We start from the raw sequence: 18949 nt of genomic DNA, 5'->3' as shown, positions 1-18949 counted from the left end.
TGCTTTTTGAATATACGGGTAAAGTAATCGGCGAGCCCTCGATACGGGGGTTCGCCGATTCTCTTTTTCCAGTGACAGAAAGAATTTATTAAAGCTAACATGAGTGTTAGCCAATTTTAATGTTTTTTGCTATGATGAGTATCGTAAGGATGACAGGAGGAATGAATATGGCAAGACCCGTTGTGGCAATCGTTGGGAGGCCTAACGTCGGGAAATCGACGATTTTTAATCGGCTGATTGGCGATAGATTGGCCATTGTAGAAGATAAACCGGGGATTACACGTGACCGGATTTATGGTATTTCAGATTGGAACGGTAAATCGTTCAGTGTGATTGATACCGGAGGTATTGAAATTGATGGAGATGACACGATTCTGAAATCAATCCGCGTTCAAGCGGAGCTGGCGATTGAAGAAGCGGATGTTATTGTATTTATGTGTGAGGCGAAGAGTGGTGTGACGAATTCAGATGAAGAGGTAGCTCAGATTCTGTTCCGTTCAGGTAAACCGATCGTTCTTGCCATCAATAAAGTGGATAATATGAAGCGTGCAGATGATATTTATGAGTTCTATAGCCTAGGTTTTGGAGATCCAATCGGAATTTCCGGTAGTCATGGTACAGGGCTCGGTGACTTATTGGACGCTGTCGTAGAACGTCTGCCAGAGAAAATAGATGATGAGTATGATGACGATGTCATTCGTGTAGCTTTGATTGGCCGTCCGAATGTAGGTAAATCCTCTTTGGTTAACGCAATTCTGGGTGAAGAACGCGTTATCGTTAGTGATATTGCAGGTACTACTCGCGATGCCATTGATACGCCTTTTGAACGTGATGGACAACGTTATGTGCTTATCGATACTGCAGGTATGCGCAAAAAAGGCAAGGTATATGAGAATATTGAGAAATACAGTGTTATGCGTGCGATGCGTGCGATTGAACGGGCTGATGTGGTTCTCGTTGTAATTAACGGTGAAGAGGGCATCATCGACCAGGACAAGCATATCGCTGGTTATGCACATGAAGCTGGTAAAGCGTCTATTTTTGTTGTGAACAAATGGGATGCCATTGAGAAAGACGACAAGACTATGCAGAACTTCGAGTCTAAGATTCGTGACCACTTCTTGTTTATGAGTTACGCACCGGTTGTTTTCTTGTCGGCTTTAACTAAACAGCGCCTGCAAAAACTGCTACCAGTGGTGCAGCATGTATCTCAACAGCATGCACTACGCATTACTACGCATCTGGTGAACGATGTTGTATCGGATGCCATTGCGATTAACCCTCCTCCAACTGACAAAGGCCGTCGCTTACGTATTAACTACGTAACGCAGGTTGCGGTGAAGCCACCGACGATCGTGGTGTTCGTAAATGACCCATCGCTGATGCACTTCTCCTATGAACGTTACTTGGAGAATAAAATCCGCGCGGCGTTTAATTTCGAGGGAACGCCAATCCGTCTCTTTACACGGCGCAAATCCGAAAACGAAGGTTAGGGGAGAAGAAGTGTGGCGCTTGAACTTCTGGTTATCGTTGTAAGCTATTTGCTTGGTTCTGTCAGCTTTAGTGTGCTGTTCGCCAAGCTACTAAAGGGAATTGATATCCGTCAATATGGGAGCGGCAATGCGGGGGCTACCAATACACTTCGTGTACTGGGAAAAGGTCCTGCGATATCTGTGCTAGTGCTGGATGTACTGAAGGGTGTTGCCGCAGTTTGGTTAGGAACTTGGGTAGGCGGCTGGGGAACCTGGGTTGCTGCTCTTTGCGGAATCGCTGCCATTGTCGGACATAACTGGCCGCTTTACTTTCGTTTCCGTGGGGGAAAGGGCATCGCTACTACGATCGGTGTTATGGCCACACTGTGTTTATGGCCTGCACTGCTCGCTGGTGTTATCGCCATAGGATCTATCTTTATCACTCGTTACGTGTCACTTGGCTCGTTGATTTTTGTCGCGCTGACACCGGTCTTTCTATTGTTGACAGGATTTACACAGCCTGTGCTCTGGACCAGTATTATCATTGCGGTTTTTGCCTTCTGGCGGCACCGGACGAACATTGTTAAGATTGTAGAGGGCCGTGAGAACAAGATAGGCTCAAAAGTAAAAGGAGGGAATCGTGTTGTCTGATAAAGTAACCGTACTAGTAGCGGGGAGCTGGGGAACTGCGCTGGCAAGTGTGCTGGCTGCGAATCACTCGGAAGTTTATCTGTGGACACGTAACTCTGATCAAGCTGCCCAGATCAATGGTTCTCATATCAATAATAAGTATTTACCGGGGATTTCTCTGCCCGCAAACATCATTGCAACCACCGATCTGGAGACCGCAGTTTCCGGTTCTAAAGCGGTTGTTATTGTAGCCCCATCTTCAGGTATGCGACAGGTTGCTCGCAGTCTGAAGCCGTTCTGGAAGGATGAAATGCTATGCGTTCATGCTACGAAGGGCTTTGAGACTGAAAGCAAGAAACGGATGTCGATCGTTATTGCTGAAGAACTAGGCTGTGACGAAGGGCAGATTGTCGTTCTCTCCGGACCGAGTCATGCAGAGGAAGTAGTGCGCCTGTGTCCTACTACAGTTGTTGTGGCTTCACCTGATGATAAGCGTACTGCTGAAGCACAGGAATTGTTCATAAACAATGATTTTCGTGTATATACGAACCGTGATCAGGTAGGAGTAGAACTTGCCGGCGCACTAAAGAATATTATTGCACTCGGTGCAGGTCTATCCGATGGTCTAGGATTTGGGGATAATGCTAAGGCGGCGCTTCTGACACGTGGACTGGCCGAGATTTCTCGGGTGGGCGTCGAGCTTGGAGCGAATCCTTTGACCTTTGCAGGGCTTGCAGGTGTTGGCGATCTTGTAGTGACTGCTACGAGCCAGCACAGCCGTAACTGGCGTGCTGGCTTTATGCTCGGGCAAGGGAAACCACTGGATGAGGTGCTGGAGTCGATGGGAATGGTTGTCGAAGGTATTCGTACCACGGAGGCAGCTTATGCCATTTCCATCAAGCTAGGGGTCCAAATGCCCATTACAGATCAAATTTATCATGTCCTATTTAAAGGTAGAAGTCCACGTAGTGCTGTTGAAGCTCTGATGGGCCGTGATCGTAAACCTGAGCTTGAGGCAATATCTCAGGAAACTTGGGAGCAGTGGCATTCCTGATCCTGTTCACCTTTTTCCGCAAATTCTCATATGTTGTATTGGGGATTGACGGAGGAGGGATGAAAAGTGAGCAGAGATTTTTCCAAGGATGCATTGAACGCCATTAACAAAAAGGCGGGCAAGAACATTACGGAAAGTGCCGTCAAAAAGCTAGCCAGTACGGTCAAACCAGGAACTACGCAGAATGAAGCCCAGCTCCGCCAGTTAATTAAGCAGGTGTCATCGATGGCGAAAGTGCCGGTCAGTGAAGCTACTGTGCAGGAAATTATTAATGCCGTCAAAAAAGGCGGCGCAGGTTCCGGCACAATGGAGTCTTTAATGAAAATGATGCTTAAAAAATAGCTTTAGGTTGGGTGAGCAAAGGATTCAGAATCCATGAGATTCTGTTATCTTTTGCTCTTTTTTTATTTATTGTAAACTCTCTCAGCTAAAATATCTTAATAATAATATATAAAAAATGATGTTTTTTACAGAATAGGATAAGGTCATGATATAATAATCCCTAATATATTACAGGCGAATGGGGGCTTTGACCTTGGATCCGATGACAAAAATGTGGTTGTCCCTGATTGCAATGCTGATTATGGGACTGTCTGTATTTCTGATAACTTTTGCTCGGAGCAAAACAAAGGGACTGCTTAAAGCACTGCTATCTATCCTTGCGTTTGTCATCATGTTAGTTGGCCTATTGGGCGGAGTTGTTTCGATTATGTAAGCAGTTACATAATGTTGAGGAAGGAAGTAACATCATGAAATCGCAAAATGGTGTCACCGTTATGTTTCAACCTGAAGGTCGTAAAGCTGTGGTGAATCACGGTATCTCGTTACTGGAGGCAGCTCGTAAAGCCGGAGTGAGCATTACCACTCGCTGTGGAGGCAAAGCAGGCTGTCTGATGTGCAAGGTTAAAATTGCGACTGAAGAGGCCACAGCGCTGAGACCGCCAGGAGATATTGAACGACGTAAGCTTGGAACTACGTTAGAAGAAGGAGTGCGTCTGGCTTGTCAGGCTGCCGTATGGAGCGATGTGACCGTTCAGGTGCCAGAAGATCCACTTAAGGCTGCTGTACGCCGTAAGCTTGAAGCTGCGCGGCGTGGGGAAGAAGATGAGCTGTGGTAGTGTTAGATTGTCACCGTGGGAGGGACTCGGTTGGAGTTTATACGAAGAAAGAAGAAGCTAACGGCAGGAGCAAGACTTTTTCTGGTAGTGATGTCAATCGCTCTTACTCTTTCCGGATGTCTGTATCCTGGAGAAGAAAAGCGTGCCAGCGTTAATTATCGAGAAAGTGTTAAACGGATACAAGCAGCCGTTGATGATTTTCAACAAGAGGAAGGTGTGCTTCCGATCCTTAATGCGGATGAAGCTACTCCAAGATATGAGAAGTTCCGGATAGACCTAGGCAAGCTGAACAATAAGGGATATTTGGATGATATTCCGGCTACGGCTTTTGAACAGGGCGGAAGCGCTTATTTTCTTATTTTGAATGAGGAAAGCGATCCAGTTGTCAAGGTGATGGACCTTGTTACCGTTCAAAAGGTGAATGATGTGCAGCGTCAGATTAATCGTTATAAATCAGCTCATGACGGCTCTTTGCCCGTACTGGATGAGCTATATCCTGGACTTTACACCATTGATCATAAGAAGGCAGGAACAAGCTCCATATCATTAACTAGCGTCTATTCCGGGCAGGTTCTTGATTTCATCATGGATAAGGCTGGAACGGTCTATGTAGATTATGTCTTTGATATTATAGCTGCCATCGAAAAGAATGGTGGGGAACATGACGAGAAAAAAGATTTGCGACTAGATCTGGAGGAAGCTTCCTATTACGTGCCCGTGAAGTCTTTGCCGTATCTATGGATTAACAATCAGCCTGTCCCGCAGTCTCCTAGTTGAAGTGGAAGTTAAAGCTTAAGAGCGTCTAAGCTTCGGTTATATCCGAAGGATTAGGCGTTTTTGTGTTGTTCAGATATTGCCTTAACAGAAGCTTAATTGTCTTACATAAATCGTAGATGGAATTAAGGTTCTGTTTAATGGCGCGTAAGACTGGATTGTTAGAATGAAGGTAAGAAGGGAGATTTAGTTCAGGCTAGAGATGAATCGTGAATAATTCATAATCGTACAAAATTAGAGACAAAAGGATGTTGATGACATGAAAAAAAATATCATATGGACGCTTGCAGCGGCCTTAGCCCTGACCCCACTTATTCCTACAAGCGCGATGGCTTCCAGCAGCGTAGCTACGGTTTCTTCTAAGACGCTAGAGAAGCTCGCTGCTGAGAAAGCAGCGCTTCTAACTGAACAATATGGGATAACCAGCGTACAGTATGCTTTGATCGACAATGGAGTGATCAAAGTATCGGGACAAACAGGAATTAACGACAAAGCAGGAAAAATCCCTTTAACGAAGGAAACAATCTATGGTATTGGCTCTACGAGCAAAATGTTTACGGCGTCAGCGGTCATGAAATTAGTTGATGAAGGCAAGATTAATCTCGATACTCCTGTCGTACAATATATTACGGATTTTAAAATGGAAGATGAACGTTATAAAAAGATTACCCCACGCATGTTGTTGAATCACTCATCCGGTTTGCAGGGTTCGAGTTTAAACAGTGCATTTTTATTCAATGATCCAGATACATACGTACACGATTCACTGCTAGAGAACTTGTCTACACAGAAATTAAAGGCAGAACCGGGAGCTTTTTCAGTGTATTGCAATGATGGATTCACGCTCGCAGAAATTCTTGTAGAAAGAGTCAGTAACATGACATTTACTACATTCATTCATGACAATTTTGCTGTACCTTTGGGTATGAACCATACCATGACGCCACAAGACATGGTAGATTCAAGCAAATTTGCCGGCCTTTACTCTCCTGCATATGAGGGGCAGCTTCCAACGGAGACGACCAATGCGATTGGTACAGGCGGAGTCTACTCTACTGCGGAGGATTTGGTCCGATTCTCGCAAATCTTTACTGGGAAGCGAGCAGATGTACTCTCAACCAAATCAGTACAGGCCATGGAGCAAGAAGAGTATAGAAAGGGATTTTGGCCCAAAGACGGGGATAATTCTGCTGACTACGGACTTGGTTGGGATAGTGTGCGATTATTCCCTTTTAACGATTATGGTATAAAAGCTCTTGTTAAAGGAGGAGATACACAGATGTATCAATCCTCCCTCGTCGTGCTTCCTGTACAGAATATGGCTGCAGCAGTCATTACCTCGGGCGGGAGTTCCTCAATTAATCAACTGCTGGCAAGTGAACTGCTCCTTCAGGCGATGAAAGAGAAGGGCGCAATTAAAGAAATCAAGCCAGATAAATCATTTGGCAAGCCAGTTAAGGCTGACATGCCAAAAGATCTTGTGAAATACGCAGGTTATTACAGTGCTCTAGGCGATCAGTGGAAGGCAGCTATCAAAGACGGGGAACTCTTGTTATCAGGAATGACTGCTCCGGAACAAAAATTTATTTACACCACGGATGGAACTTTTGTTGATGAGGAAGGCAACACAAAGGTTAATTTTGTAAAGGAAAGCAACGGACGGACTTATTTGTGGATGAGCCAGTATATTTCGGTTCCTGAATTAGGCCAGCTTGCGTATTCTGAATATAAGGCGGAGAAATTGGAAGTTGCAGCACTGAATAAACAAACCGCAGATGCATGGGCAAAAAGAGAAGGTAAGTTATACTATCCAGTCAACGAGAAATTCAGTTCCATCACCTATATGAACATGATTAGGCCAACAATACAGACAAGTGAGGGTTATTTCAAAGGTATGAAGATAACAGGTCCAAATACGGCTGGGAGCCAGCACCAAATTCCTGGCATCGCGGGCCGAGATACATTTGATATTCTTTTCTATGCCAAAGAGGGCATAGAGTACTTTAATGCGGCTGGAACCTTGTATATGAGTGAGGACGGAGTGAAGCCGCTCTATAAAGGCAAATCGTCGATAGCTACGATACAAGCTGATGGTTATGCTAGATGGTTCAGTGTTCCCGAAACAGCGGCTGGAAAGAAAATGGTAGTTAAGATGCCAGCAAAAGGTGCTTTTATGGTATACGATGAAACGGGAGCCCTAGTGAATAACACGGTCATTAGTAGTAACAATGAGGTTGTACTACCTATTAAGGGCAATATTGTATTTGCCGGGAATGCCGGAGCTTCATTTGGTATTACGCTACTGAAATAGAGAGTAGATACGCATATATGGATTGGGCCAGCTATTATAGCTGGCTATTTTGTTAGTTCTATCAATGAACCCTCCCTCATATGATGGATGAGAAAGCTTCCGGGCGTCAGACGCCTTGCGGCGCGCACAACTAATTTTTAGAAATTACATTGCAAAATGCGCGATTATGGGTCATAAATTCGTTCCGGATACATATGATGATACTAGTCCAAATGCATGTCCGAGCATTCGGAGTTTAGCGCGGGGCCAGTACGTCCCGGTCGAAAGCAGCTAGGCTTCGGGCGGGCATACGATAAGTCCGGTTGATGTCCTGCAAGGGTCAGATTACCGGCGGAACGCGAAGTCGATGCTCTTCAGGCATTTTTTCTTCGGAGTAATATGAGGAGGGGATCTCTTTTGGAAAAAGTGGATATTTTCAAGGACATTGCCGAGCGTACCGGCGGAGACATTTATCTTGGCGTCGTCGGCGCGGTTCGCACGGGGAAATCGACATTTATCAAGCGCTTCATGGAAACAATTGTCCTGCCTAACATCACGAATGAGGCAGATCGGGTAAGAGCTGTGGATGAGCTTCCGCAAAGCGCAGCAGGCAAAACAATTATGACCACTGAACCTAAGTTCGTGCCTAACAACGCAGTCCAAATCAAGGTTGCGGAAGGGCTTGAGGTTAACGTTCGACTGGTAGACTGTGTGGGTTACGCTGTAGAAGGCGCTAAAGGCTACGAGGATGAGAATGGACCACGAATGATCTCTACACCTTGGTTTGAGGAGCCAATTCCTTTTCAGGAAGCGGCAGAAATCGGGACCCGTAAGGTCATCCAGGAGCATTCAACGCTTGGTGTTGTAGTAACAACAGATGGTACGATTGCAGAAATTCCGCGGAACTCGTACGTGGACTCTGAAGAGCGCGTCATTGCAGAGCTGAAGGAAGTGGGTAAGCCATTTGTGCTTGTCATTAACTCCACTCGCCCACGCAGTGAGGAAGCACAGCAGCTCCGTAGCGAGCTAGCCATCAAATACGATATCCCTGTCATGACACTCAGCGCAGCAAACATGACCGAAGAGGATGTAACAGGTGTACTGCGTGAAGTATTGTACGAATTCCCTGTTCATGAGGTAAACGTGAACTTGCCAAGCTGGGTCATGGTGCTTGGAGAGAACCACTGGCTGCGTAGTAGCTATGAGAACTCCGTTCGCGATACGGTAAAAGACATTCGCCGCTTGCGGGATGTTGACCGGCTCGTATCTCAGTTCACAGAGTATGATTTTATCGATAAAGCAGGCCTAAGTGGTATGAACATGGGTCAGGGTGTAGCAGAGATCGATCTGTATGCCCCAGAAGAGCTGTATGATCAGGTTCTGATGGAGGTAGTAGGGGTTGAAATCCGCGGTAAAGATCACTTGCTCCAGCTGATGCAGGAATTCTCACACGCGAAAAGAGAGTACGACCGTTTCTCGGAAGCTTTAGAAATGGTCAAGACTACCGGTTACGGTATTGCTGCTCCTTCACTAGCTGAAATGGCGCTAGATGAACCAGAGCTGATTCGTCAAGGCTCTCGCTTTGGGGTTCGCTTAAAGGCCACCGCACCATCTATTCATATGATTCGTGTTGATGTTGAATCTGAGTTCTCACCAATCATTGGTACAGAGAAACAAAGTGAAGAGTTGGTCCGTTATTTGATGCAGGATTTCGAGAACGACCCGATTAAGATTTGGGAATCCGATATTTTTGGGCGCTCCTTGCATTCCATTGTGAGGGAAGGTATTCAAGGCAAGATCGCGATGATGCCGGATAATGCGCGCTACAAATTGCAAGAAACGCTTGGTCGGATCATCAATGAAGGCTCAGGCGGGCTTATTGCAATTATTCTCTAACTTAAATTTAAGCAGATTGGAAGAGTGGGAGAGATCCCACTCTTTTTATGCGTAAAAATAACGAAACTTGATTCCTAGTTCCTATAATAACGGTGAATCTGACTCAATTTTTTTTCTGAAAAGAAGAATTAACCTGGTCTTATAGGTCTATAAAATTAGATGGCAATTGGACGTTTATGCAAGCATAGATGATAATTTCTACTCCTTTTTTGTCTAACTGCTTGAATTTATGGATGGGCTGTATTACTATAAGTTTGTTGCGCTTCAAGGTCTATGGGCGCCAGTGTTCAGTAATAAACGGGATTATCACGTATATTTTACGTTTAAACGGAAACAGTGTATGATACCGGAAATTTACTCAGGGAGGTGAGAAAACATGAATAAATCTGATTTGATCAATGTAGTTACAGAAGCAACTGAACTTCCCAAGAAGGATGCTACTAAAGCTGTAGATGCGGTTTTCGAAGCAATTACAGAAGCGCTGCAAAGCGGTGATAAAGTACAACTGGTTGGATTCGGAAACTTTGAAGTGCGCGAACGTTCCGCACGTAAAGGCCGTAACCCACAAACTGGTGAAGAAATCGAAATTCCTGCAAGCAAGGTACCGGCATTCAAACCTGGTAAAGCGCTGAAAGACGGAATCAAATAAAGATTTCTACATATCAATCCCATAGTCTTTTTAAGTAACAACTATGCCGCCCTCCAAGGCGGCATTTGTTTTTTGGAATAGCATGGGCTGTACATTAGGTTTAGAGGAGGATCAGCGATGACGGATAAAAATACGAGCGAAAATCCGCTTCCGACAGGTAGCGACTATATTGTGGTTAAGGCCAAAGAAAATGGCGTTCAAGTCATTGGGCTAACTAGAGGTACGGATACACGCTTTCATCATACAGAGAAGCTAGACAAGGGTGAGGTGTTGATTGCCCAATTTACCGATCATACCTCAGCAATGAAAATCCGCGGAAAAGCTGAAATTTTAACGAAACACGGACAATTGGAAAGTGAAAGCTGAAAAGCAGGCATAGCCTGCTTTTTTTCAAAATATAGTAAGGGTGAATGATCATATCCACAAAAAAAGTGGGTACTATGGATAAGGGGGCGTGTCCATGAACAAAGCCTGGTTGATTGGTGCCGTATTACTCTTGACTGCGACCTCTGCTGTTATTTTGCCGAAACTGGCAGACTTAGACTCATCCGTACAGCAGAGAAATGGGACAGTGGAGACTTTTACTGGCAGCCATAACATAGTGCTGGGCAATGACAATCTTGTTGATGTTCTGGGCGCTCTTCCGTTGACCTTATCCATAGATAGCGTTGGCTGGGAAGATCATGTTCTGTCACTGGATCTGAAAGTGAGCGGGAACGATCATGAACCTGAGGAACTCTATCAAAATATGGCTCAGGCCATTTCCTTTGCTATTCAGGAAACCTCGAATGTGGATCAACTTCTACTTCGCATTGTGGTAGAAGATAAATGGCTTGGTAGCCGCCGACTGCTGTTAGCTGGTGATATCAGACGTTTTGAATGGTCTTATACGCTGCAAGATGAACTTCAGTCTGCGGGTAATCTTCCTATATCGGATCGTCTCAAAACGGGCTTCCGCATTAGTGAAACCGAGCTCTGGAAGAAACAGTTCATTTATCCTTGAAAGGATTAAAAGAAACTCAGGCGTACCACAGTGCGTGACAAAAAAACATGTGATATAATAGACAAGATTGTGAACAAACGAATTATTATTATGTCAATGGCTTCGGAGGCTGAAATGAAACCGTACTGCATACCGCAACTGGCTAAACCCTACACCGACTACGACATGATTCAGAAGCATACGGATTTGCCGCCGTTTTCTGATGGCCGGGGTCATTTGTTATATATTTTTCTAAATCATGCCTCTTCTGCAAAAGGAAGTGCCGGAGAGTTGTACACGCTTGTGACAGCGCTTGTTCAACTAGGTCTGGACACGCATGAGGTCATTGACCGTTCGAATGATAGACGGGGGGGAGACCCTATGCGTTCCCGTCAATTGAAGGTACTAGCTGGCGATTACTTTAGCAGCTGGTTTTACCATTTGCTTGCAAAGAGTGATCAGATCGAGATGATTGGAATCTTGAGTAAGGCGATTGCAGATTTCAATGTCTTGAAAGCGAATCTCTACGTGAAGATGAGAGGCATACGCCTTTCGGCTGAGCAATACTTGCGGCACATGGTACAGCTGAATATGCGGCTGTTCCTTTCTTTTACGCCTATGATTGAGAACTCCTTAGTGGAGCTGTGGGAAAAACTGCTGGCAGAATTCAGTCAGTGCGAGACCGTTGCTATTGAGCTTCTTCGTAGTGATGATCCTGCGAATGCAGGGAATGGCTATTGCTATTGGAAGATGATGGAGACTGCAACAGAGGAAGAACGTAAGCAACTTCAAGACCTGAACCTTGATCAGAAGGAATGGAAGATGCTAAAAATGAAATATAAATGTGATTCGCAACTGACGGACAAGCTTCATCAGTCGCTTCAGTCTATTCAGGGACTATTGCAAAGCGTTAAAGACGAGAGTTTACTTAGAGAGCTAGAGATCGCGCTGGATCGTTTTCTCCTGCAGATGAAGGTCACAGGACAAGCAGCCGTGGAGGGTTAAGGGATGACTATGGAAAAAACGACAACTGCTGTGGGTGACAACAGCAAACCAAAAGAGCAGTTTGTACATTCCGTATTTGAGAGTATTGCTGGAAAATACGATTTGATGAATGACATCCTAAGCTTTCGCCGCCACAAGGCATGGCGTAAATTCACGATGAAGAAGATGGGGATGAAGCGCGGGGATTCGGCCGTTGACCTATGTTGTGGAACCTGTGATTGGAGCATCGCTTTGGCGGAAGCCTCGCAGACTGGCAATGTAATCGGACTGGATTTCAGTGCAGGTATGCTTGAGGTAGGTCGCCGCAAAGTGGAAGAGCGCAAGCTTCAGGACCGTATTTCGCTGGTGCAGGGCAATGCTATGGAGCTGCCTTTTGAAGACAATGCGTTTGATTATGCAACGATTGGATTCGGACTACGCAATGTGCCAGATCCTGTTCAAGTGCTTAACGAAATGAAGCGGGTAGTAAAACCTGGTGGAATGGTTGTATGTTTGGAGCTATCCAAGCCGATGAAACAGCCGTTTAAAGGTGTATATTTCTTTTATTTCCAGCGTGTACTTCCATTGCTTGGTAAGTTATTCGCGAAAAGGTACGAGCAATACAAATGGCTGCCAGAATCATTGGCAATGTTCCCAGACCGGGAGCAACTGGCCACTATTTTCCGTGAAACCGGACTTCAAAAAGTGGAATCCTTCCCCTTGACCGGAGGCATCGCGGCATTACATATTGGGCTCAAGGAGAACAGGAATGTTTAAGAAAATCGGTATCTTTTTACAAATGATTAAGTTTGAACATACGGTATTTGCTTTACCCTTTGCCTTTATGGGTGCTTTACTGGGATCTGTTGTCATGAATGATAGCCTCCCATCCTGGAGTCAAATTGGCTGGATTGTAATCGCTATGTTTGGAGCACGAAGTGCAGCTATGGGATTGAATCGATTGATAGACCGAATCAGTGATGCTAAGAATCCACGCACAGCGGGAAGAGCGATTCCTGCAGGGTTACTTAAGATCGGTGAAGTTGTCATTTTTATAGGTATTTCGTTTTTCTTGCTCTTTTGGGCAGCCTTTAAATTGAATCCTTTGTCAGCTAAGCTGTTACCTATCGCTGTATTCCTTCTTGTTATTTATTCATTCACTAAGCGCTTTACATGGGCATGCCATCTTATCCTCGGCCTTACCATTGCGCTTGCACCGCTGGGCGGCTGGGTAGCTGTGACCGGTAGTGTGAATTGGACTTCAATGGTATTTTACTTCACAATTGTGTTTTGGACGGCTGGTTTTGATGTTATATACTCTTGTCAGGATGTTGAATTTGATCTTAAAGAAGGCTTAAAATCCATTCCAGTGCGATTTGGGGTTCAAGGTGCACTCGTTATTGCCCGTGTGTTTCACATTCTTACGGCGATTGGATTCGTATCGCTGCTGTTTTTGACGGATTTAAGCTGGTGGTATGTGGCTGGTATGATCCTCGCATATATTATTCTCTTTTATGAGCATTATATTGTATCTCCGAGTGATCTCAGTCGTTTACAGACCGCTTTTTTCACTATGAACGGCGTGCTAAGCATCGTGGTGTTCTCTTTCACTTTGATTGACTTGGTGGTGCATTTCAAAAAATGACGCTTACTAAACCGAAAAACTTCGTGGTTGGAATTACAGGGGCAAGCGGTGCTATTTATGGTATTCGTCTGATCGAAACGTTGCTATCGCTAGGCTACTCCGTTCATTTGGTAGTAAGTAATGCGGGCTGGCGCGTTTTTAAAGAAGAACTAGGTTATATCGCATCAGACCGGGAAGGCTTTTTGAACGAAAAGTTCAAAGGCTATCCCGGTTCTCTACTTTATCATCCTGTCGCTGATATCGGTGCATCTATTGCAAGTGGTTCGTTTCGTGTGGAAGGGATGATTATTATGCCTTGTTCCATGGGAACATTGTCTGCGGTTGCTAATGGAACCTCCGACAATCTGATGACTCGTGCTGCTGATGTTATGCTTAAGGAAGGACGTCCACTGGTCCTTGTTCCTCGTGAGACACCTCTGCATGCTATTCATCTTGAGAATATGTTGAAGCTGTCCCGTCTGGGGGTTCGGATCATTCCGGCAATGCCGGCGTTTTACTTTGGGCCACAAAGTATGGATGATCTGATTAATTTCATGGTGGGTAAAGTGCTTGACAGCTTTGATATTGAACATCAATTATTTCGCAGATGGGGGGATTGAAAGGATGGAGAATAACAGCCACACCATCATAGGTAAAATCAGCTATACTAACTCATGGCCGGTATTTCACAATTTTCATCCCTCTGCACTGAAATATCCGGCAGAGATGGTGAGTGAGGTACCTGCCATTCTTAATCAGGGGATGAGTCGTGGAACGATTCATGTGGGTGCATTATCCTCTTTTGCGTATGCTGAAGCCAGTGATAAGTTATTGCTGTTACCTGATTTATCGGTAAGTGCGGACGGTCCTGTGAGGTCTATTTTTCTTTTTTCTCGAGTGCCTCTTGCACAGATAGGTACAGGTACGATTGCTGTTACGAACACTTCTGCAACATCGGTAAACTTGCTGAAAATTTTAATGGAAAAGGCTTTTGGCAATAAACCAGAATATATTAGCGCTAATCCTGATTTGGATGCTATGATGCATCAAGCAGATGCCTGCTTACTCATTGGTGATCATGCGATTAAAGCCTCTTGGCAGGATCAAGGGTATATCGTTACGGATCTGGCGGAGCTTTGGAAAGAATGGACGGGCTTAGGGATGACCTTTGCGGTCTGGGCAGTGAATCGAAAAGCTGCGAATGACAAACCGGAAGCCATTGCGGAGATTGCAGAAGCTTTTGCTGAGAGTAAACTGCGGGGATTAAGTGATTTAGATCCTATAGTACTTGCAGCCTGTTCGACAATTGGAGGAACTAAGTCTTATTGGGAAGGGTACTTTCGCAATTTAAGCTATGATTTTGGAGAAAGGCAGCAGAAAGGTCTGAACCTCTATTTCCGCTATGCCTATGAGATGGGTCTGCTGCCGCAGGCAGTGAAGATGGAGATTTGGAGTCATAAACTGTTGACACGGGTGAAGGAATGAAACGACTGCAAATATTCGGATTACTGAACAGAGACATGGATCAGATTGAAAAAGATTTGTACCGTAGCGTACAGGGTGATGACGACCTACTAACCGAGACTTCTCTGCATTTATTAAAAGCTGGCGGTAAAAGATTGCGTCCCGTATTTGTTTTGATGGGTGGGAAATTTGGAAAGTATGATCTTGAGAAGCTGAAGCGTGTGGCGATACCGCTAGAACTAATTCATAGCGCTTCACTAGTTCACGATGATGTCATTGACGATGCAGAACTGCGCCGAGGTGAACTTACTGTTAAGGCCAAATGGGGCGATAAAATTGCCATGTACACCGGTGACTACATATATGCGAAAGCACTGGTGATGACGACGGAGCTGAAGAATCCGCGAATTCATCAGATTTTGTCCAAGGCCATGATTGAAATGTCGATCGGTGAGATGGAGCAGATTCGTGACTTCTTCAACAGTGAGCAAAGTGTGCGTCATTACCTGCGGCGGATTCGCCGTAAAACAGCGCTGTTGATTGCAGTCAGTTGCCAATTAGGTGCACTTGCTGCTGATGCTGAACCAGAGGTGGCTCGTCTACTTTATAATTATGGATATAATGTAGGGATGGCTTTCCAGATTCGTGATGATTTACTTGACCTCTCAGGCACTGAAAAGCAAATCGGTAAACCTCCAGGAAGTGATATGCGGCAAGGGAACATCACCCTTCCTGTCATTTATAGCCTGGAGGATGAAAGATTGCGAGCTCCGCTTCTTGAAGAGTTGAAGTCTATTCGTGAAGGGCACAGCACAGTAGGGCGTGCTATTGATCTTATTCTTTCTGGAGACGGAATCACCCGTTCCGAGGAGCTGGCTTCCCGATATATCGCTAAGGCACTTGCTGCACTAGATCAGTTGCCTAACAACAAGACTAAGCGTAATCTGCGCGATATTGCCTTTTTTGTAACAGGTAGAGCTTATTAGTATTTTGGTGATCATGAAATTAAACGTTTCCAGAAAGCTCGGTTTCTGTTAAGATAGCGTCAAAACAACCCAACTAATGGGAAATTGGAGAGTGCCTCTATGGAAAAGACGTATCTGATGGTCAAACCGGATGGAGTACAACGTGGATTAATTGGGCGTATTGTCTCACGCTTTGAAGATAAGGGCTTTAAGCTGGTCGCTGCAAAGCTGATTACAGTTAGTGAAGACCAAGCAAAAAGACATTATGCGGAGCATGCTGGTAAGGACTTTTTTGGAGAGTTGGTTTCTTTTATAACTTCAGGTCCAGTGTTTGCAATGGTATGGGAAGGTGATGATGTTGTAGCATTATCCCGTACGCTCATTGGTAAGACGAAAGTAGGAGAAGCCTTGCCGGGTACGATTCGAGGCGACTTTGCCAGCCATACACCGCTTAATTTAATTCATGGATCAGACTCGCCTGAAAGTGCAGAACGAGAAATTGCTAATTTCTTTACTCCAGATGAATTGAATCTTTATAACAAAGAGATCTCAGTCTGGATGTAGGAGCCAAGCGGGAGGCGGGGGATTAACATGTCTGATCGTAATGTTGCAGCATTAACAGCAGATTCAGATTACATCGGGTTTATTCATCATGTTAAGCAAAGCACCGGAATTGATCTGGCTCAGTATAAAGAAGCGCAGATGAAGCGGCGTTTAACGACTCTTCGTGTGAAGAATGGATATCAAACCTTTAGTGATTTTTTTGCCGCAATGATGAAGGACAAGGAATTATTTTATGAATTTTTGGACCGAATGACGATTAATGTCTCCGAGTTTTGGCGGAATCCGAATCGGTGGGAAGTACTGCGAGATATCATTCTTCCTGATATACAACAATCTGGTCGCAGATTGAAACTGTGGAGCGCTGCATGTTCCACTGGAGAAGAACCCTATACGCTGGCTATGATTTTATCGGATAAGAATTTATTGGGACAGACTGGCATTCTGGCTACGGATATTGACGACGGTGCGCTTTCCAAAGCAAAGCAAGGTTTGTATCTGGAACGTTCTTTAAAGGATGTGCCTAAGGATGTTGCTGCTCGTTATTTTAAACCCGAGGGTCATTTATTCAAAGTTAGCGACACGCTTAAGAAAAACATAGATTTCCGTAAACAGAACCTACTGCTGGACAAGTTCGATGAGGGTTTTGATCTTATCATTTGTCGCAATGTAATGATCTATTTTACTGAAGAGGCGAAGAATAAGCTCTACCATAAGTTCTCGGCTAGTTTACGTCCAGGCGGGTATTTGTTTGTAGGTAGTACAGAGCAGATCTTTACGCCAGCGCAATATGGCTTTGAATCGACGGAAACCTTTTTCTATCGTAAAAAATAAATACTTCTTGCTCCTTCGTCTGTGTACTTTTATAGGTATACTTTCGCTATCGTTCAGTGATACTGGGTAGTAGAATCTGTAAGCTAAGCGAAAGGATCGTTAAACCGATGGACAAAAGCAAGGTCATTGCCGCGTACAAACGAGGCTTTATTACCGTTCGTGAGTGCGGGCAAATTCTCGGTGTAGAAGAAATGCAATTGAAGCGCCTTCTGCAACTGGAAGAGCGTAAGTCTACATTTCCTTCAACAAGTCAGCGGATCGGAAGCTAACAAGTGCCGGACCGAGCCGAGGAGCGCCATTCATACTCTTTAGAGTATGAATGGCGCTTTTTCTTTACACAAAAACCAATTCATTTTGTCGCGAATAGAGTCGTTTTAGGGAGATCCCTTTCTTGTCAAAGAGGATTGCCTATACTATAATGAGCAAAGATCATTAGGATTTTAGCGGTTTACAGTTTAAAAGTATAAAAGGGGGAACGCAGCATGAGTTTGCGCTATTTAACAGCGGGGGAAACGCACGGCCCCCAGCTTACGGCCATTATTGAGGGATTGCCAAGTAATTTGACATTGGATTTTGAAGAGCTTAATTTTCAATTGCAGCGTCGACAAAAGGGTTATGGACGTGGGCGTCGCATGCAGATTGAGAAAGATACGGCACAAATTGTAGGTGGAGTGCGTCATGGCTATACTACAGGTGCTCCAGTAGCCTTGGTAGTAGAGAATAAAGACTGGACCCACTGGAAGAACATCATGAATATCGAGCCTATTCCTGGCAGTGACGAAGAAAAACGCCGCGTAAATCGGCCGCGTCCTGGCCATGCAGACCTGAACGGCGGATTGAAGTACAACCATACGGATCTTCGTAACGTACTGGAGCGCTCCAGTGCTCGCGAAACAGCAGCCAGAGTCGCATGTGGCGCTGTAGCCAGACAGCTGCTTGCAGCTTTTGGCGTGAAGGTAGCAGGGCAAGTTATTCGTATCGGTGAAATTGAAGCGCCTGCTAACGATCTGCCTATCGATGAGCTGATTGAGCGGACAGAACAGTCCTCTGTTAGAGTTGTCGACAAAGAAACGGAACAGAAGATGGAGGCTTACATAGATCAGATTAAGGAAGAGGGCGACTCCATCGGTGGAATCGTTGAATGTATTGTCGAAGGACTTCCTATCGGACTTGGCAGTTATGTACAGTCTGATCGGAAGCTTGACGGAGCAATCGCTGGGGCGGTAATGTCGATTAATGCATTCAAAGGCGTTGAAATTGGCATTGGGTTTGAAGCTGGCAAATTGCGTGGATCGCAAGTCCATGATGAAATTATGTATGAAGCTTCTAAAGGATACTACCGTGCAAGTAATCGCTTAGGTGGTTTTGAAGGTGGTATGACTAACGGCATGCCGGTTGTAGTACGCGGTGTTATGAAGCCGATCCCTACCCTTTATAAACCGCTTCAAAGTGTAGATATTGACACGAAAGAACCATTTACAGCGCAAGTTGAACGCTCCGATGCTTGTGCAGTTCCAGCGGCGTGTGTTGTTCTGGAAAACGTAGTGGCTTGGGAAATCGCAAAAGCATTCCTTGATAAATTCGGTGGCGACTCACTGGAAGAAATTAAAGCGAACTATGAAAATTACCTATCACAGCTGGAGAGCTACTAA

Annotated in this window: 22 protein-coding genes; all 22 read left to right on the top strand. The window is 45.0% G+C overall.

The window, feature by feature from the left end; all coding sequences use genetic code 11:
* The first annotated feature begins 167 nt into the window (after window positions 1-167).
* Window positions 168-1493, top strand: coding sequence for a ribosome biogenesis GTPase Der (gene der, locus MKY99_RS21120; protein WP_042190218.1), 1326 nt, complete (start codon window positions 168-170; stop codon window positions 1491-1493).
* 12 nt (window positions 1494-1505) lie between these two features.
* Window positions 1506-2123 (top strand): glycerol-3-phosphate 1-O-acyltransferase PlsY, encoded by a 618-nt coding sequence (gene plsY, locus MKY99_RS21115; protein WP_042129592.1) that lies wholly within the window; start codon window positions 1506-1508, stop codon window positions 2121-2123.
* The gene (locus tag MKY99_RS21110; protein WP_339266196.1) at window positions 2116-3156 is read left to right on the top strand and encodes an NAD(P)H-dependent glycerol-3-phosphate dehydrogenase; all 1041 of its coding nucleotides are present in this window, start codon (window positions 2116-2118) and stop codon (window positions 3154-3156) included. The genes plsY and MKY99_RS21110 overlap by 8 nt, the downstream gene beginning before the upstream one ends.
* A gap of 66 nt (window positions 3157-3222) precedes the next feature.
* Complete coding sequence (locus MKY99_RS21105) at window positions 3223-3498, top strand: stage VI sporulation protein F (protein ID WP_042190213.1); 276 nt, start codon at window positions 3223-3225, stop codon at window positions 3496-3498.
* 193 nt (window positions 3499-3691) lie between these two features.
* The gene (locus MKY99_RS21100) at window positions 3692-3871 is read left to right on the top strand and encodes a DUF2768 family protein (protein ID WP_042129589.1); all 180 of its coding nucleotides are present in this window, start codon (window positions 3692-3694) and stop codon (window positions 3869-3871) included.
* Window positions 3872-3905: 34 nt separating this feature from the next.
* Complete coding sequence (locus MKY99_RS21095; RefSeq protein ID WP_339266194.1) at window positions 3906-4274, top strand: 2Fe-2S iron-sulfur cluster-binding protein; 369 nt, start codon at window positions 3906-3908, stop codon at window positions 4272-4274.
* 30 nt (window positions 4275-4304) lie between these two features.
* Window positions 4305-5051 (top strand): hypothetical protein, encoded by a 747-nt coding sequence (locus MKY99_RS21090; RefSeq protein WP_339266191.1) that lies wholly within the window; start codon window positions 4305-4307, stop codon window positions 5049-5051.
* A 256-nt stretch (window positions 5052-5307) separates the two neighbouring features.
* Window positions 5308-7359: a serine hydrolase domain-containing protein gene (locus MKY99_RS21085; RefSeq protein WP_339266189.1), complete on the top strand. Its 2052-nt coding sequence runs from the start codon at window positions 5308-5310 to the stop codon at window positions 7357-7359.
* Between the two features lie 396 nt (window positions 7360-7755).
* Window positions 7756-9234 carry a stage IV sporulation protein A gene (gene spoIVA / locus MKY99_RS21080; RefSeq protein ID WP_042129583.1) on the top strand — a complete coding sequence of 493 codons (1479 nt, stop codon included), beginning with the start codon at window positions 7756-7758 and terminating at the stop codon, window positions 9232-9234.
* A gap of 376 nt (window positions 9235-9610) precedes the next feature.
* The gene (locus MKY99_RS21075) at window positions 9611-9883 is read left to right on the top strand and encodes an HU family DNA-binding protein (RefSeq protein ID WP_036676223.1); all 273 of its coding nucleotides are present in this window, start codon (window positions 9611-9613) and stop codon (window positions 9881-9883) included.
* Window positions 9884-10000: 117 nt separating this feature from the next.
* Complete coding sequence (gene mtrB / locus MKY99_RS21070; RefSeq protein WP_042190204.1) at window positions 10001-10249, top strand: trp RNA-binding attenuation protein MtrB; 249 nt, start codon at window positions 10001-10003, stop codon at window positions 10247-10249.
* A gap of 94 nt (window positions 10250-10343) precedes the next feature.
* Window positions 10344-10886 (top strand): hypothetical protein, encoded by a 543-nt coding sequence (locus tag MKY99_RS21065; protein ID WP_339266187.1) that lies wholly within the window; start codon window positions 10344-10346, stop codon window positions 10884-10886.
* A gap of 90 nt (window positions 10887-10976) precedes the next feature.
* On the top strand, window positions 10977-11870 hold the full coding sequence (locus tag MKY99_RS21060; RefSeq protein ID WP_262495696.1) for a heptaprenyl diphosphate synthase component 1: 894 nt from the start codon (window positions 10977-10979) through the stop codon (window positions 11868-11870).
* A gap of 3 nt (window positions 11871-11873) precedes the next feature.
* Window positions 11874-12626, top strand: coding sequence for a demethylmenaquinone methyltransferase (locus MKY99_RS21055; RefSeq protein WP_143764070.1), 753 nt, complete (start codon window positions 11874-11876; stop codon window positions 12624-12626).
* Window positions 12619-13494 carry a UbiA-like polyprenyltransferase gene (locus MKY99_RS21050; RefSeq protein WP_042190197.1) on the top strand — a complete coding sequence of 292 codons (876 nt, stop codon included), beginning with the start codon at window positions 12619-12621 and terminating at the stop codon, window positions 13492-13494. Before MKY99_RS21055 ends, MKY99_RS21050 begins: the two co-directional genes overlap by 8 nt.
* Complete coding sequence (locus tag MKY99_RS21045; protein ID WP_339266185.1) at window positions 13491-14093, top strand: flavin prenyltransferase UbiX; 603 nt, start codon at window positions 13491-13493, stop codon at window positions 14091-14093. The genes MKY99_RS21050 and MKY99_RS21045 overlap by 4 nt, the downstream gene beginning before the upstream one ends.
* Window positions 14094-14097: 4 nt before the next feature.
* Window positions 14098-14958, top strand: coding sequence for a menaquinone biosynthesis protein (locus tag MKY99_RS21040; protein WP_076299575.1), 861 nt, complete (start codon window positions 14098-14100; stop codon window positions 14956-14958).
* Window positions 14955-15923 carry a polyprenyl synthetase family protein gene (locus MKY99_RS21035; RefSeq protein ID WP_042190190.1) on the top strand — a complete coding sequence of 323 codons (969 nt, stop codon included), beginning with the start codon at window positions 14955-14957 and terminating at the stop codon, window positions 15921-15923. Before MKY99_RS21040 ends, MKY99_RS21035 begins: the two co-directional genes overlap by 4 nt.
* A gap of 99 nt (window positions 15924-16022) precedes the next feature.
* Window positions 16023-16466 carry a nucleoside-diphosphate kinase gene (gene ndk / locus MKY99_RS21030; RefSeq protein WP_339266183.1) on the top strand — a complete coding sequence of 148 codons (444 nt, stop codon included), beginning with the start codon at window positions 16023-16025 and terminating at the stop codon, window positions 16464-16466.
* Between the two features lie 27 nt (window positions 16467-16493).
* Window positions 16494-17297: a protein-glutamate O-methyltransferase CheR gene (locus MKY99_RS21025; protein WP_076284563.1), complete on the top strand. Its 804-nt coding sequence runs from the start codon at window positions 16494-16496 to the stop codon at window positions 17295-17297.
* Window positions 17298-17404: 107 nt separating this feature from the next.
* On the top strand, window positions 17405-17566 hold the full coding sequence (locus MKY99_RS21020; RefSeq protein ID WP_170880309.1) for a hypothetical protein: 162 nt from the start codon (window positions 17405-17407) through the stop codon (window positions 17564-17566).
* Window positions 17567-17779: 213 nt separating this feature from the next.
* Entirely contained in the window at window positions 17780-18949 is a 1170-nt protein-coding gene (gene aroC / locus MKY99_RS21015; protein ID WP_042190184.1) for a chorismate synthase, read from the top strand.

It is taken from the genome of Paenibacillus sp. FSL R5-0470, from assembly GCF_037975205.1.
Taxonomy (GTDB): Bacteria; Bacillota; Bacilli; order Paenibacillales; family Paenibacillaceae; genus Paenibacillus_AQ.
The sequence above is the reverse complement of the archived record's forward strand: the minus strand, read 5'-3'. Positions and strand labels throughout refer to the sequence as shown.